This is a genomic window from Caulobacter endophyticus (assembly GCF_029543245.1).
Lineage (GTDB): Bacteria > Pseudomonadota > Alphaproteobacteria > Caulobacterales > Caulobacteraceae > Caulobacter > Caulobacter endophyticus_A.
In genome coordinates this window covers 75325-90240 of the sequence record NZ_JARQWV010000003.1, presented here as the reverse complement: position 1 = coordinate 90240, position 14916 = coordinate 75325, and the positions used below count along the sequence as shown (strand labels likewise).

The 14916-nt window shown below is 68.2% G+C and carries 11 protein-coding genes; 9 read left to right on the top strand and 2 right to left on the bottom strand.

All coding sequences use genetic code 11. The annotated features are described in order from the left end of the window. The first annotated feature begins 2 nt into the window (after positions 1 to 2). Together P7A99_RS03815 and P7A99_RS03810 are read left to right on the top strand one after the other, a co-directional pair. Complete coding sequence (locus P7A99_RS03815) at positions 3 to 2315, top strand: heparinase II/III domain-containing protein (protein ID WP_277792612.1); 2313 nt, start codon at positions 3 to 5, stop codon at positions 2313 to 2315. A gap of 225 nt (positions 2316 to 2540) precedes the next feature. After that, the gene (locus tag P7A99_RS03810) at positions 2541 to 5450 is read left to right on the top strand and encodes a TonB-dependent receptor (protein ID WP_277792611.1); all 2910 of its coding nucleotides are present in this window, start codon (positions 2541 to 2543) and stop codon (positions 5448 to 5450) included. Positions 5451 to 5512: 62 nt separating this feature from the next. Here the strand turns inward: P7A99_RS03810 and P7A99_RS03805 are convergent, their stop codons facing one another. Next, on the bottom strand, positions 5513 to 6991 hold the full coding sequence (locus P7A99_RS03805) for a glycosyl hydrolase family 28 protein (RefSeq protein ID WP_277792610.1): 1479 nt from the start codon (positions 6989 to 6991) through the stop codon (positions 5513 to 5515). Between the two features lie 194 nt (positions 6992 to 7185). Between P7A99_RS03805 and P7A99_RS03800 the strand changes: the two genes are divergently transcribed. From P7A99_RS03800 to P7A99_RS03770, 7 genes are all read left to right on the top strand, one after another. Next, a complete protein-coding gene (locus P7A99_RS03800) occupies positions 7186 to 10113 on the top strand; it encodes a monovalent cation/H+ antiporter subunit A (protein ID WP_277792609.1) in 2928 nt (975 codons plus the stop codon). Continuing rightward, positions 10110 to 10454: a Na+/H+ antiporter subunit C gene (locus tag P7A99_RS03795; protein WP_277792608.1), complete on the top strand. Its 345-nt coding sequence runs from the start codon at positions 10110 to 10112 to the stop codon at positions 10452 to 10454. The genes P7A99_RS03800 and P7A99_RS03795 overlap by 4 nt, the downstream gene beginning before the upstream one ends. Next, positions 10451 to 12043 carry a monovalent cation/H+ antiporter subunit D gene (locus P7A99_RS03790; RefSeq protein WP_277792607.1) on the top strand — a complete coding sequence of 531 codons (1593 nt, stop codon included), beginning with the start codon at positions 10451 to 10453 and terminating at the stop codon, positions 12041 to 12043. The genes P7A99_RS03795 and P7A99_RS03790 overlap by 4 nt, the downstream gene beginning before the upstream one ends. Further along, positions 12040 to 12531, top strand: a complete 492-nt coding sequence (locus P7A99_RS03785; protein WP_277792606.1) for a Na+/H+ antiporter subunit E — start codon at positions 12040 to 12042, stop codon at positions 12529 to 12531. Before P7A99_RS03790 ends, P7A99_RS03785 begins: the two co-directional genes overlap by 4 nt. Next, positions 12528 to 12809, top strand: a complete 282-nt coding sequence (locus P7A99_RS03780; protein WP_277792605.1) for a K+/H+ antiporter subunit F — start codon at positions 12528 to 12530, stop codon at positions 12807 to 12809. The genes P7A99_RS03785 and P7A99_RS03780 overlap by 4 nt, the downstream gene beginning before the upstream one ends. Beyond that, entirely contained in the window at positions 12806 to 13150 is a 345-nt protein-coding gene (mnhG, locus tag P7A99_RS03775) for a monovalent cation/H(+) antiporter subunit G (RefSeq protein ID WP_277792604.1), read from the top strand. The genes P7A99_RS03780 and mnhG overlap by 4 nt, the downstream gene beginning before the upstream one ends. Before the next feature lie 71 nt (positions 13151 to 13221). Continuing rightward, positions 13222 to 13979, top strand: a protein-coding gene (locus P7A99_RS03770; protein WP_408608603.1) for an IS5 family transposase whose coding sequence is annotated in 2 segments (ribosomal slippage) — positions 13222 to 13557 and positions 13560 to 13979 — 756 coding nt in all. Because the reading frame shifts where the segments join, the coding sequence is not laid out codon by codon here. A gap of 68 nt (positions 13980 to 14047) precedes the next feature. On the opposite strand, the gene P7A99_RS03765 is transcribed toward P7A99_RS03770, so the two are convergent. Continuing rightward, positions 14048 to 14848, bottom strand: a complete 801-nt coding sequence (locus P7A99_RS03765; RefSeq protein ID WP_277792603.1) for a universal stress protein — start codon at positions 14846 to 14848, stop codon at positions 14048 to 14050. Between the last annotated feature and the right edge of the window lie 68 nt (positions 14849 to 14916).

Genomic DNA, 14916 nt, shown 5'->3' with positions numbered 1-14916 from the left:
GCGTGAAGAGCCAAGCAAAGCGGATGGTTTCGGGCCTGGCCCTGGCGACCTGCCTCGTGGCCGGGGCGGCTGGCGCCCAGACCCTGAAGTCGGGCCATCCGTACCTGACCTTCAGCGACGCCCACGTCTCGCAGTTCAAGGCCCGCGTGGCCGAGGATCCCGACGCCAAGGCCGCCTGGACCAAGGCTCGCGCCGACGCCGACGCGGCCCTGACCCGCAAGCCGGCCAATGACCGCGAGCTGAACGCGGCGCTGATGGGCCTTTCGCTGACCTACCGCATGACCGGCGAGCGCAAGTACGCCGACCGCGCCAAGGCCCTGCTCGATATCTATGCCGGCCGCGCCAACTGGGTGACCGACAAGCCGCTGCTGGCCCGCAGCCCGGTCTGGAACTCCGACCTCGGCATGGGGACCAGCGCATACACCTTCGGCCTGACCTTCGACGCCATCCACGACGCCCTGACCCCTGCCGAGCGCGACCGCCTGGCCAAGGCCCTGGTCAAGGGCGCGATCCGCCCGACCCTGAACGACTGGATCGACGGCAAGGAGCGCATCCACAGCCTCGACACCATGGGCCACAACTGGTTCAGCCACATCGTCTTCGGCGCCGGTGTGGCGGCGATTGCCATCAAGACCGAGGAGCCCCAGGCCGACGCTTGGATCCGCCGCATCGACGAGGCCGCCGAGGAGTGGGCCAACTACGACGGCAGCGCCATCGAGACCAAGCCGGCGCACTTCGCGTCCAACGGGGCTTTCGTCGAGAGCATCAACTACGCCGACTTCGCCGCCGAGGGCTATCTGCGCTTCAAGCGCGCCTGGCTGGACGCCTTCAAGGAAAAGCCGGCCGCGACGCCGCGCCTGGCGGGGCTGGGCGACTACTTCATCCAGAACCTCTACCCGACCACCGGCGGCTTCCTGTCGACCAACTTTGGCGACGGCAATCCGACCTCCAGCGGGGGCAGCGCCATCGCCAACCTGTGGGCCAGCGGCGACCAGCAGTCGCGCTATCTCTGGTACCTCAACACGGTGCGCCCCGACCCCAAGCAGGACGTGTTCGCCGAGCCGGAGAACATGGTCCAGTGGCCCTCGGCCAAGGCCCGCGCTTCGGTGGGCAAGGAGCCTGGCCTGCCGACCAGCTGGATCGACAGTGACCTGGGCGCGGCGACGCTGCGCTCGTCCTGGACGCCGGACGCCACCTTCCTGGCGCTGCGCTCGGGTTTCACCTGGAACCACAACCACGCCGACGCCGGCAGCTTCATCCTCTGGCACAAGGGCAAGCAACTGCTGATCGACTCCGGCAACAGCAGCTACGCCCGGCCCGAATACGACGGCTATTACCGCCAGAGCGTGGCCCACAACGTCGTCACCCTGGACGGCAAGGCCGAGCCGGAAAGCAACACCTACAACGGCTCGCATTTCGTGGGCCGGGTGGACCATCTGGTCGACGCCGGCGATCTGCGCTTCGTCTGGGCCGACGCCACGGGCCCCAACGCCCGGACCTTCGAGCGCAAGTACCGCAGCTTCATGTGGATCGGCGACGTGATCCTGGTCATCGACGACCTCAAGGGCTGGGCGCCGGGCCAGTTCGAGTGGCTGATGCACTACGAGGGCGAGGCCAAGCGCCAGGGGCAGGTGATCACCGTCAAGAACGGCGAGGCCGAAGTGGCGGTGCGGCCGCTGTTCCCCGAGACCCTGCCGGACGCAGGCCTGTTCACCGACTATCCCGAGCTGATGCGGATGGCCGAGGGCAAGGGCCTGAAGGATCACGCGCCCGACGAGGCTCAGCCCTATCTGCGCCTGCAGGCGCCGGGCGTGACCGACCGGACCAAGTTCGTGGTCGCCCTGACGCCGAACGGCGCCAATCCCGCGCCCAGGATCGAGAAGGTCGAGACCAAGGACTGGCTGATGGTGCGCGTGCACCAGAAGGGCGAGGTCACCGAGGTCTATTTCAACCTGTTGGCCGACGGCCGCATCCGCCACCGCAACGCCAACGCCGAGCTCGGCGGCTGGCAGACCGACGCCTACATCCTGGCGCTGACCTATCCGGAGGGCGGCAGCGCCGCCAGGCCGCGACGCTGGTTCGTCGCCGATGGCAGCTATCTTCGCCGCGACGGCCGCGTCGAGCTCGACAGCCTGTCCAAGGCCTTCGTGGTCAGGGACAAGGCGGGGCGGGGCGTCGAGGCCAGCATCCAGGGGCAGCCGACCTACGCCATTCGCCTGGCCTGCGACGGCGCGCGCGCGATCAAGGTCGATGGCGTCTCCAAGGCCTGCTCCGGCGACGTGGCGCTGGCCCGTCGATCGTCCTCTTCCAACTGAAGCGCAATCATCGCATTTGTCTGACAAAAGCTCTTGCCAGCGATTTATGATATCGATAACAAGATTATGTGGTTGGAGAAGATCGCCGCCCAGGCGACGCCCCGACCCGGGAGTGAAACAGAGCGGGCGCGCCAAGCGCCCGAGCCAACAGGGAAAGCCCGCCTCGCGCGGGATCTGACGGGCCGCGCCGGCTTATCGGGCGTAGGCTCCGCAGGAGGGGAAGCCATGAAGTCCGAAGTTCAATCGCGTCTGTTTCTGACCGCCTCGACGCTGGCCGTCGCGCTGGGCGCGTTCGGCGCCGCCCACGCCCAGACCGCGCCGGCGCCGGCCGCCGACGAAGCGGTGGAGGAGGTGGTCGTCACCGGCATCCGCCAGAGCCTGCAGTCGGCCGTGCAGGTCAAGAAGAACACCATGGAGGTCGTCGACTCCATCCGCGCCGAGGACATCGGCAAGCTGCCCGACCCCAACGTCGCCGAGACCCTGACCCGCATTCCGGGCGTGCAGGGCTATCGCTACGGCGGGGAGGGCGCCTCGCCGGTCGGCGCCGGTTCGGGGCTGACGATCCGCGGCCTGTCGGGCCAGACCGCCTCGCAGGTCGACGGCCGCTCGTACTTCACCGCCGGCGGCAGCGAGTTCAACATCGAGGCCGCTATCCCCGGCATGATCGCGGGCCTGGACGTCTACAAGAACCCCTCGGCCGAGCACATCGAGGGCGGCATCGGCGGCCTGGTGGACATCAAGACCCGCCGCCCGCTCGATCTGCCGAAGATGTCGGGCAGTGTGGCGATCTCCGGCCGCTACAACGACATGGTCAAGCAGATGCAGCCGGAATACTTCGGCCTCGTCTCGCACAAGTGGGACGTCGGCGACGGCGAGATGGGCCTGCTGCTGGGCGCCAACTACCAGAAGAGCTGGAACCGGTCCGACAACGCGCCCGGTCCCGGCGGGACCAATCTGCGCCGCGTGGTGCGCGCGAACAGCGCCGAGTACATCGGCAACAGCGCCTACAACCAGGCCTATGCCGGCCGCAGCGACGTCGCCTTCCTGGCCGACGTGACCAATCCGCTGGCCCTCAGCGCCGCCGACCGCGCCAACCTGGTCAACATGGCCGGCGTGCAGATCAACGTGAACGAGGAGGACATCCAGCGCACCCGCGAGGGCTTCGCCGGCGCCTTCCAGTGGAAGGTCCGCCCGGGCCTCGAGTTCTATGTCGACGGCAATTACAACTCCTATCTCTACCATCAGGGCTATCGCTTCCTGAACGGCGCTGACAGCCGCTACGTCCAGGGGCTGACGACCACCCCGTTTAGCACCACCGAGGGCCTGGCCAACCGCAACGCCAACGGCGGCGAGGACGAGGTGCTGGCCGGTCAGCGCTTCGACAGCGGCACGTTCCTGGGTTCGGGCTTCTCGTCGATCGGCGGCGACGAGCACCGCATCTACAAGACCTGGATCCTGGCCGGCGGCGCCAAGTGGTCGCCGACCGACAACCTCGACCTCAAGGCCGACCTCTCCTACGTCAAGGCCGACCAGCACCAGGACAACCGCTCGGTGACCATGACCCCGCGCGCGGGCCTGGCCTGGGATGTGACCCGCACGGTCGGAACGCCCCAACGCCTGTCGATCAGCGGGCCTGACCTGTCGAACCCCGCCAACTGGGTGCTGCTGAACTACGCCAACGGCACCAACAACGTCTATGACGACGCCGGCCTGGCCGCCCAGTTCGACGGCAAGCTGCGTATCAACGACAGCTTCATCAAGGCCGTGAAGTTCGGTGCGCGCTACTACCGAAAGAAGTCGAGGTTCTACAACTACTCCTTCAGCGGCAAGAACCTGACGACAGACGGCCTGGCCCTGACGGCCAGCCAGTCGAACGGGATCCTCGCGTCGACCGTGCAGGATCTGGTCGCCGGCTCGCACACCAACTGGTTCGACGGCGAGGCGGGCTATTCGGGCGGCTTCCTGACCTTCTCGCCCGACGTCCTGCTGGGCGACAACGTCCGCAACCGCTTCGCCCTGGCCGGCATCCCCGCCGAGGACTCGCTGCCTGAAGTGCTGCTGTCGCGCCGCAAGGCGGTGGAAGAGACCCTGGCCGGCTACGGCGTCGTCGACTTCGCCTTCCTGAACGACCGCATTCGCGGCAACGCCGGCGTGCGGGTGGTGCGCACCAATCTGGACGCCGAGGCGCGGGTCACCGACACCACGGGCGGAACGCCGGTGATCGTCGCCCGCAGCCAGGGCAACAGCTACACCGACGTGCTACCGACCCTGAACCTGACGGGTTACATCCAGGACGACCTGCTGCTGCGCTTCGGCTTCGGCAAGGGCATGACGCGGCCCAGCGTTGGCGACATCAACCCGACCGTGACGGTCAACCTGACCAGCGGAACCGGCAGCCAGGGCAACGCCAACCTGCAGCCGCTGCGGGCCTACAGCTACGACCTGTCGCTGGAGAAGTATTTCGGCCCGACCAGCTATGTCTCCGCCGCGGCCTTCTACAAGAAGGTCGACGGTTTCCCGATCGGGGTAGAGAGCTGCCAGACGGTGGCGACCTCGCAGCCCTACAGCGGGGTTACGCCCAACAACTGCCCGACCGGCCAGTTCCGCATCACCCAGACCCAGAACGCCGACCCGGGCTTCGCCAAGGGCGTCGAGCTCGCCGCCCAGACCTTCTTCGACTACGACTTCCTGCCCGAGGTCCTGCACGATTTCGGGGTCCAGGGCTCGTACACCTGGGTCAAGACCGAGCTTCCGATCGTGATCGGCGGCCAGGTCGTCAAGGTGCGCCAGCCGTTCCAGTCCGACCAGAACTGGAGCCTGGCCGGTCTCTACGAGAACAAGAAGGTCTCGGCGCGCCTCGTCTACACCTATCGTTCTGACTACGTGCTGTTCGGCATCTCGCCCAATCCGATCGATGGCCGCTACCTGAAGGGCTACGGCCTGCTCGACGCCTCGGTGAACCTCAATCTGCGCGACGACCTGACCCTGTCGCTGACGGCCTCGAACCTGACCAACAAGGCGCCGATCCGCTACGTCGGCGAGCCGGACGGCGGCTACGACACCGACATCCTGCGCCAGTACTTCATGAACGGCCGGGTCTACGGGATCAGCCTGCGTTACAAGTTCGGCGGCTGACCGCCGTCGCATCAAGTCCCGCCTTGGGGCGCCGTCGACGACGGCGCCCTTCTTTTTTGCGTTCAGCGGAAGGAGAGGGCGGAAACCTCTCCGCTGACCGCGACGTCGCCGTCCTTGGCCGACTTCACCGGCTTGCCGCCGATGGTCAGGTTCTCGATCGTCACGTTCTTGACCGCCGTCTGCGGCGACAGGCCCCGGATGATCGACAGGCCGGGCATGCCCTGGCCGGTGTAGGCGACGTTCTGGATCCTCAGGCCGTCGATCCCGCGCCCGGGCGCCTTGTTGTAGCGCGGGTTGTTCCCGGCCACGATGTTGATCAGCTTGCCCTCCTCGATACGGTCGACCCGCACGTTGCTGAAGGTGATGTCGCGGATCAGCGTGCTGTCGCCGGAGTAGGCGGCGATCACGCCCTCCCAGTCGGGATCGTCCTCGTCCAGGTTGGCGACGTCGATGTTGTCGAAGGTCACGTCGCGGATCGTGCGCGGATCGGCGTTGTCGCCGAAGTGGCCGATATAGAGGGCGTGGGCGACGTCGACCCACAGGCGCATGTTCGAGACCTGGATGTCGAAGGTGTCGCCCGGCGGGTTGGTGTCGGGGATCCCGGTCTGGGCGGCTTTCTGGCGGCAGATCGGGCAGTCGGCCACGGCGTAGACCACCACGGCGTCGTCCGAGACCCGCAGGTAGCCGTCGCGCACCTTCACGTGGCGCGAGGTCGAGATGTTGATCCCGTCCGACCACTTGCCGGAGGTGAAGCCGGTCAGCTGGCTGACTGTGACGTTTTCCGAATTGCGGATGTTCATCACCCGGGCCGCGTCCTTGCGGTCGCTGTTGACGATGATCAGGTCCGAGACCTCGACGTTCCGGGCCTTTTCCATGTCGATCGCCCGGCCGGGGTCCCACAGCAGGCCGCGGCCGCTGATCTTCACGTCGCTGACGCCGTTCAGGTCGAAGGCGCCCTTCAGCACCGCGCCGCCGTCCATGTAGACGCGCTGACCCGACTTGACCGGGAAGTGGTCGAGGCCCGCCGGCGGGACGTGGAGCCCGGGTCCGAAATAGACGACGTCGGTCCCGGTCGGCCGGGCAGGGGGCGGGGGGGCGGCCACGATGTGCAGGTTGCGCAGGCGGTCGTCGTCGAACTGCAGCGAGAAGCGCTCGGGCTTGTCCAGAGTCATGCGCAGGATCGAGCCCTGGCGCTGAGGCTTCACTGCGCTGGACAGCGGCGCGACCGAGACCTCGGAGAAGCGGCCGTTGTTCTTCATCACCTCCAGCTCGACCGTCCCGTCGAAGTCGAAATAGACCAGCGAGGCGTTCTGCTTGGTGTCGGTGTCGACCTGCACCCGGTACTCGTAGAGATCGCGCCACTCGCCGCCGGGGTTGCGCACCCGCACGGTGAAGTCGTCGTTGTGCGCCGCGTACATCAGCTGCGGCGGGACCGGATAGGTCAGCAGCGTGTCGGCCAGCGCAGGAGCGGCCACGCCCCCCAGCAACATGGCGGCAAGCGCCGTGGCGGCGCGGCGGGCCGGGTTCTTCTGTCGGCTCATGTTTCCTCCCTAGGATCGCGACAGCATCAATCATTATGATATCGATATCAATAACACCGGCATATGTGACGAAGCGTGACTTTGGAAACCGTCGCTTTGACGCATGGAAACGGTCTTCCTATGCTGACCCCCGAGGCCTGTAAGGCGTCGGACCCCGGCTAGACCCGTTCCGTGGCAGGAGGCCCCCCACCGTTTTGTCCTACAACCTGCTCCTTCTCCTGATCCTGGCGGCGCCGTTCCTGGGCGCGGCCGTCGCCGCCGGCCTTCCGCGTCACGCCCGCACGGCGGCGGCGATTCTTTCCTGGCTGGTGTCGCTGGTCTGCCTGGTGAGCCTGGCCGCGCTCTGGCCGATGTTCGCCGATGGAGAAGTGTTGCGGTTGGCGATCCCTTGGCTGCCGTCGCTGGGCGTCACCCTGGTTCTGAGGCTCGACGGGCTGTCGTGGATTTTCGCCGCCCTGATCCTGGGGATCGGGGCGCTGGTTGTGCTCTACGCCCGCTACTACATGTCGCCGAAGGACCCGGTGCCCCGGTTCTTCTCGTTCCTGCTGGCCTTCATGGGCGCGATGCAGGGCGTGGTGCTGTCGGGAAACCTGATCCAGCTGGCGGTCTTCTGGGAGCTGACCAGTCTCTTTTCCTTCCTGCTGATCGGCTACTGGCACCAGAACCCCTCGGCCCGCGAGGGCGCGCGCATGGCGCTGACGGTCACGGCGCTGGGCGGGCTGTGCCTGCTGGTCGGCATGATCCTGATTGGGTCGATAGCCGGCAGCTACGACCTCGACGACGTCCTGGCCGCCAAGAGCGTCATTCTCGCCGATCCCCGGTCCGTGGTGGCCCTGGCGCTGGTGCTGATGGGCGCCCTGACCAAGAGCGCCCAGTTCCCGTTCCACTTCTGGCTGCCGCGCGCCATGGCCGCGCCGACGCCGGTCAGCGCCTATCTGCACTCGGCGACGATGGTGAAGGCCGGGATCTTCCTGCTGCTGCGCATGTGGCCGATCTTCGGCCAGACCGAGCTCTGGTACTTCGTGGTGGCCGGGGCGGGGGTGGCCACGCTGCTGATCGGCGCCTGGTGCGCCATCTTCCAGCACGATCTCAAGGGCCTCCTGGCCTATTCGACCATCAGCCATCTGGGCCTGATCGTGCTGCTGCTGGGCCTGGGCTCGCCGCTCGGCGCGATCGCGGCGATCTTCCACACGGTCAACCACGCCACCTTCAAGGCGTCGCTGTTCATGGCCGCCGGCATCATCGACCACGAGGCCGGCACGCGCGACATGCGCAAGCTGAGCGGCCTCTACAGGTTCATGCCCATCACCGGCACGCTGGCCATCGTCGCGGCCGCGGCCATGGCCGGGGTGCCGCTGCTGAACGGCTTTCTCTCCAAGGAGATGTTCCTGGCCGAGGTGGTGGCCGGCAGCGACGGCCACGCCCTGAACAAGGCCCTGCCGGTGCTGGCGACCTTGGCCAGCGCGTTCGGCGTGCTCTATTCGCTGCGTTTCATCCTGGCGACCTTCTTCGGCCCGCCGCCCACGGCGCTCGACAAGGTCCCGCACGAGCCGCCGGCCTGGATGCGCCGCCCGGTCGAGATCCTGGTCGCGCTCTGCCTGCTGGTCGGGGTGCTGCCGGCGATCACGGTTGGTCCGTTCCTGCGCAGCGCCGCCGTCGCGGTGCTGGGCTTCGATGACCTGCCTTATTACAGCCTGGCCCTTTGGCATGGCTTCAACCTGCCGCTGCTGCTCAGCGTGCTGGCCCTCGCCGGCGGGGTGCTGGCCTATGGGCTCTTCGGCCAGAAGCTGAACACCAATCCGCGCGGCGGCCCGTGGGGCCTGAAGCGCCTGAACGGCGGCTACCTGTTCGAGAAGGCCATGACGGGCGTCGTCAAGGGCGCGCGCTGGGCCGAGAGCCGCTTGGGAACCGAGCGGATGCAGCCGCAGCTGCGCCTCGTCGTTCTGGCCGCCCTGGCGGCCGGTGCGGCCGCGGCCTTCGCGGGGGGCGTGGCGATCCGGCCCTCCTGGTCCGCGCCCGGCGCGTCGGAGTTCGTCTTCGCGGCGCTCTGGCTGACCGGCGGCGGCTGCGCCGTCGCGGCCGCCTGGCAGGCCAAGTATCACCGCCTTGCCGCGGTGGTGCTGATGGGCGGGGCGGGCCTCGTCAGCTGCATCACCTTCGTCTGGCTGTCGGCGCCGGACCTGGCCCTGACCCAGCTGCTGGTCGAGGTGGTCACCACCGTCCTGCTGCTGCTGGGCCTGCGCTGGCTGCCCAAGCGGCTGGAGGACATCAAGGTGGCGCCGGCCGAGCTCTCGCGCTCGCGCCGCCGCCGTCGTGTGGATCTCGTCGTCGCGGCGGTCGTCGGCCTGGCCCTGGCCTTCGTCTCCTACGCCGTGATGAGCCGGCCGATGGTCGAGGGCGTATCGCGCTTCTTCGTCGAGCGCGCCTATAGCGAAGGCGGCGGGCGCAACGTCGTCAACGTGATCCTGGTCGACTTCCGGGCCTTCGACACCTTCGGCGAGATCACCGTCCTTGGCATTGTCGGCCTGACCGTCCTGGCCCTGCTGCGCCGCTTCCGTCCCGCCAGCGACAGCTTGCCGGCCCCCGACCAGAAGCAGGCGAGGGAACGTGCGGGGCCGGTCGCCGAAGGTCGCAAGGCGGGCGACGCGCTGCGAGACACCATGCTGATCCCGCGTGTTGTCATGCGCTGGATGTTCCCGTTCGTCATCGTGCTGGCGGTCCATCTGTTCCTGCGCGGCCACGACCTGCCGGGCGGCGGCTTCGCCGCCGGGGTGGCGCTGTCGATCGCCGTGCTGCTGCAGTACATGGCCAACGGCGCGCGCTGGGTGGAGGAGCGGCTGCTGCTGCGCCCGATTCTCTGGATCGGCTGGGGCCTGACCATCGCCGCCGGCTGCGGCTTGGTGGCCATCGGCTTCAACCGGCCGTTCCTGACCTCGGCCTTCCAGTACGTGCATCTGCCGCTTCTGGGGCGCGTGCCCCTGGCTAGCGCAGTGGTGTTCGATTTGGGAGTCGTGCTGCTGGTGGTGGGCGCCACCGTGCTCATGCTCGTGGCCCTGGCGCACCAGTCGCTGCGTCGCGCCAAGGACGACGGCGAACATTCGCAAGCGGAGGAGGGCGCATGACCGAGTTCGTGCTCGCGGCCGCCATCGGCGTGCTGTCCGCCGCCGGAACCTGGCTGCTGCTGAGGCCCCGCACCTTCCAGGTCATCATGGGGTTGTCGCTGCTGTCCTATGCGGTGAACCTGTTCATCTTCTCCATGGGGCGCCTGCGTTCGGGCATGGCGCCGGTGACGGCCAAGGGCGCCGAGCGGCCGGAGCTGTACGCCGACCCCACGCCCCAGGCTCTGGTGCTGACGGCCATCGTCATCAGCTTTGCCCTGACCGCCCTGTTCCTGGTGGTGCTGCTGGCCTCGCGCGGCGCGACGGGCAGCGACCACGTCGATGGACGGGAGCCGGCCGAATGAGCCTCTGGGACCATCATCTCGTCCTGCTGCCGATCCTGCTGCCGATGGTCATGGCTTCGGCCATGCTGCTGTTCGACGAGCGTCGCCGGCGGCTGAAGAGCGTCATCAGCTTGACGGCGATGGCGGCCATCCTGCTGGTCGCCCTGACCCTGCTGCACGAAAGCGTCACCGGCGCGGCCGACGGCGGCGACACCGCGCGGATCTACCGCCTAGGTGACTGGGACGCGCCGTTCGGCATCGTGCTCGTCGCCGACCGCCTGTCGGCGATGATGGTGGCGCTGACCAGCGTGCTGGGCGCGGGCGTGCTGGCCTTCGCCCTGGCCCGCTGGGACCGGGCAGGGCCGCGTTTCCACGCCCTGTTCCTGTTCCTGATCATGGGCGTCAACGGCGCCTTCCTGACCGGCGACCTGTTCAACCTGTTCGTCTTCTTCGAGATCATGCTGGCGGCCTCCTACGGCCTGGCCCTGCACGGCTCGGGCGAGGCTCGGATCCGGGCGGGCCTGACCTATATCGCCATCAACCTGACGGCCTCGCTGCTGTTCCTGATCGGGGTGTCGGTGCTCTATGGCGTGACCGGCACGCTGAACATGGCCGAGTTCGCCCTCAAGGTGCGCACGATCGCGCCGGAGAACCTGGGCCTGCTGCACGTCGGCGCGGCCATCCTCGGTACGGCGTTCCTGATCAAGTGCGCGGCCTGGCCGCTGGGCTTCTGGCTGGCGCCGACATACACGGCGGCCAGCGCGCCGGCCGCCGCCGCCTTCGCGATCCTGTCCAAGGTCGGGGTCTATGTGGTGCTGCGTCTCAGTCTGCTGGCGTTCGGCGACCAAGCCGGCGCCTCGGCCCACTTCGGACAGCACTGGCTGCTGGTCGCCGGCCTGGCGACCCTGGCGTTCGGCACGCTCGGCCTGGTGGCCGCCCGGGACCTGTCGCGCGCGTCCGCCTACGCGGTGATGATCTCGTCTGGCACCATCCTGGCCGTGATCGGAACCGGCGACAGGGCGGTGCTGGGCGGGGCGCTCTTCTACCTGATCGGCTCGACCCTGGCCTGCGGGGCGCTGTTCCTGCTGGCCGAGGTGCTGCAGCGCGGCGTGGATTCCGGCGCCCAGCGCGAGCGGGCCGTGTTTGACGACGAGTACCGCGACCCCTTCGACGACGACGAGCGCAACAAGCCCGGTCTGATCATTCCCGCCGCCGTCGCCGCCCTGGGCGGGGCGTTCCTGATCTGCACCCTGATGGTCGCCGGCCTGCCGCCGCTATCGGGCTTCATCGGCAAGCTGGCCATGCTGGACGGTCTGGCGCGCACGCTCGGTCCGGCCAGCATCGCGGTGATGGCGGGCCTGTCGCTGTCCAGCCTCGGGGGCTTGATCGGCTTGACGCGGCTGGGCGTCGGCGCGCTGTGGGCGCGCGACGAGGACGCTCCCGAACTGGTGGTGGGCGCCGCCGAGCTGGCGGGTATGGGCGGCCTCCTGGCGGCCTGCGTGCTGCTGGCGATCTTCGGCGGGGTGGGGCTGAGCTTCGCCGACCACACCGCTGACTGGCTGGGGCGTCCCGACGCCTATATCCGCGCCGTGCTGGGGACCTCGCCATGATCCGCGCGCTGTTTCCTCATCCCGTCCTGGCGCTGGGCCTGTTCGCGACCTCGCTGCTGATGAGCGGCTCGGTCGAGCCGCCGTCCATCGCCCTGGCCGCCGTACTGGCCCTGGCCACGCCCCAGGTGATGCGGGCGCTGGACGCCCAGACCATCCGCATACGTTCGCCCAAGGCGGTCCTCAGCCTGGCGGGCCTGGTTCTGGTCGACGTGCTGCGTTCCAACTGGGCAGTGTCGGCGATCATCCTGGGGCGGCGCAAGCAGCAGCGTCGGTCGGGCTTCATCCACGTGCCGCTCGATCTGAAGGATCGCTACGCACTGGCGGTGCTGGCCGTGATCCTGACGGCGACCCCGGGCACGCTCTGGGTCGAGTACGACAGCGCCACCGGTCGGCTGCTGCTTCATGTGCTGGACCTGATCGAGGAGGACGAGTGGGTCCACCTGATCAAGACCCGGTACGAGCGTCGCCTGATGGAGATCTTCGAATGAGCCAGGCCATCCTGCTCTGGTGCCTGACCGGCGCCCAGGCGCTGCTGGCGGCGGCGATGGCGCTGGCCGCCTGGCGCGTCGTTCGCGGGCCGCGGGCCCAGGACCGCGTGCTGGGTCTCGACACTGTCTACCTCAACGGCATGCTGTTCCTGCTGGTGTTCGGCGTGCGCACCGGCAGCTCGATCTATTTCTATGCGGCCTTGATCATCGGCATGCTCGGCTTCGCCGCCACCGTAGCCCTGGCCAAGTTTCTGATGCGCGGGGAGGTGATCGAATGACGTCCGTTGATCTGCCCGCCTGGGCCGCGGTGGCCGTGGGCCTGCTGGCGCTAGCTGGGGCGGGCCTGTCCTTCCTCGGCGCCGTGGGCCTGTGCAGCTTCCGGACCTTTTACGAGCGTGTCCACGCCCCGACCTTGGGCGCGACCCTGGGCATGGCCCTGATCGTCGTCGCCTCGGTCCTGTTCTTCACCTTCGTAGAGGGCCGCTTCATGCCGCGTGAGCTGCTGATCGGCGTGTTCCTGACCGTGACCACGCCGGTGACCCTGATCCTGCTGGCGCGCGCGGCGCTGTTCCGCGACCGCACCGAGCGAGGGCGAGACGAGACGGCGGGTGACGCCTAGGGTCCGTACTCAATAAGCGCTGGCGGTAGTCCGAGGTTGCTGATTCAAGGCTTCTGAAAAGGAGCCTTGAGATGGCCAGGCAGGTTCAGTGGCTTAGCGACGAGGAGTGGGCTCGGATCGAGCCGCTGCTGCCGCGCGGACGCAAGGGCGCGCATCGCGTGGACGATCGCCGCGTGGTCTCGGGCATCGTCCACATGCTCAAGAGCGGGGCGCGCTGGCGCGACTGCCCGCCGGAGTTCGGCCCCTACACGACGGTCTACAACCGCTTCAACCGCTGGAGCCGCCAGGGCCTGTGGCTGCAGATGTTCGAGGCCCTGACAGGGCACACGGGCATCTACGGGGCGGCGATCGACGCCACCCACATCAAGGCTCACCGCTCGGCGGCCGGCGCAAAAGGGGGGCCTTCCTCCAAGCCATAGGCCGTTCACGCGGCGGTCGCACCACCAAGGTTCACGGCCTGGTCGATGAGCGCGGTAAGCCGCGGGTGCTGCTGCTCAGCGCGGGGAACATCAACGATATCAGCATGGCGGCTGCCCTGATCCAGGCCGCTGGGCCATTCCGTCGTCTGCTCGCCGACCGCGCCTACGACGCCAACCACTTCCGCCAGAGACTGGCCGAGCGCGGCGCCGAGGCGGTCATCCCCTCGACCACCTCGCGCAAGGTCCCCATCCCCTACGACGCCCAGGCCTACAAGGATCGAAACCGCGTCGAGCGCATGTGGTGCAGGCTCAAGGACTTCCGACGCGTGGCCACTCGCTACGACAAGCTGGCCAGGAACTACCTCTCCGGCGTCCTCATCGCCGCCCTCTGCGCCTACTGGCTCAATTGAGTCCAGACCCTAGGGCGGACCAGCATTCGACACATGAGCCGAAAACCTCGCCCGAACCTTGATCCGGTCTAGCCGTCCTTGACGACCAGTGTGTCGGCATGGACGCGTTCCAGCAGCGACGAGGCGACGCTGCCGAGGGCCGCCTGCATAAGGCCGCTGATCCCGCGTGCGCCGATCACCACCAGGTCGGGCCAGACCTTGCCGGCGACCTGCTCCAGCACTCCGCCCGGCTCGCCGACGGCCAGGTGAGGCTTGACGCGGCTGCGGACCTCTTCGGGTAAATCCGCCAGCAGGGCGTTCAACTTGTCCTGCGCTTCGGCGCGGGCGATGTCACGAATGTCCTCCGACTTCACCCGGTTCTCGAACGGCACGTGATAGGCATGGACCAGATGAAGCGGGGCTTCGGGGAACAGCGCCGCCGCCGCGAGAAGCGCGGCCTTGGCTCCTCGCGAGAAGTCGCTGGCGATCAGCGGGCGCCGGTATGGACCGTGCGGCCTCTGCTTGACCACCAGGACGGGGCAGGGGGCGTTTCGCACCACATGGTCGACGGCGGTTCCCAGCAGGTAGTCGCCAAGATGGTTGTAGCGCGCGACACCGGTGACCAGCAGGTCTGCCGCCATCTCGCGCGCCGTGTCGGTAATGGCCTTGGGGGCCGGTCCGTAAGGCAGGCTGACGCTGGCCTTGGCGCCCGGATCGGGCAGGGCGCGACGGACGTCCAGCGCGGTGGTCGGAGCGTCGCGGTCGATGGCGTGCACCACATGGACGTCGGCGTTCCATTCGCGTCCCAGTTCGAGCGCCCGGTCGACGGCCCTGTCGCTGCGTGGCGCAAGGTCGGTGGCCACCAGGATCGAGCGTACGGGATGAGGCATCGGCGCACTCCTTACTGAACGAGGTCGAGGTTGGCCCGGGCTCGCGCGTGTTGCAATGCGATGCGGCC

What these genes read in the sequence shown, in the direction of transcription:
- P7A99_RS03810 (WP_277792611.1), top strand. Translation starts at nt 2,541, where the DNA reads ATGAAGTCCGAAGTTCAATCGCGTCTGTTTCTGACCGCCTCGACGCTG.
- P7A99_RS03805 (WP_277792610.1), bottom strand. Translation starts at nt 6,991, where the DNA reads ATGAGCCGACAGAAGAACCCGGCCCGCCGCGCCGCCACGGCGCTTGCC.
- P7A99_RS03795 (WP_277792608.1), top strand. Translation starts at nt 10,110, where the DNA reads ATGACCGAGTTCGTGCTCGCGGCCGCCATCGGCGTGCTGTCCGCCGCC.
- P7A99_RS03790 (WP_277792607.1), top strand. Translation starts at nt 10,451, where the DNA reads ATGAGCCTCTGGGACCATCATCTCGTCCTGCTGCCGATCCTGCTGCCG.
- P7A99_RS03785 (WP_277792606.1), top strand. Translation starts at nt 12,040, where the DNA reads ATGATCCGCGCGCTGTTTCCTCATCCCGTCCTGGCGCTGGGCCTGTTC.
- P7A99_RS03780 (WP_277792605.1), top strand. Translation starts at nt 12,528, where the DNA reads ATGAGCCAGGCCATCCTGCTCTGGTGCCTGACCGGCGCCCAGGCGCTG.
- mnhG (WP_277792604.1), top strand. Translation starts at nt 12,806, where the DNA reads ATGACGTCCGTTGATCTGCCCGCCTGGGCCGCGGTGGCCGTGGGCCTG.
- P7A99_RS03765 (WP_277792603.1), bottom strand. Translation starts at nt 14,848, where the DNA reads ATGCCTCATCCCGTACGCTCGATCCTGGTGGCCACCGACCTTGCGCCA.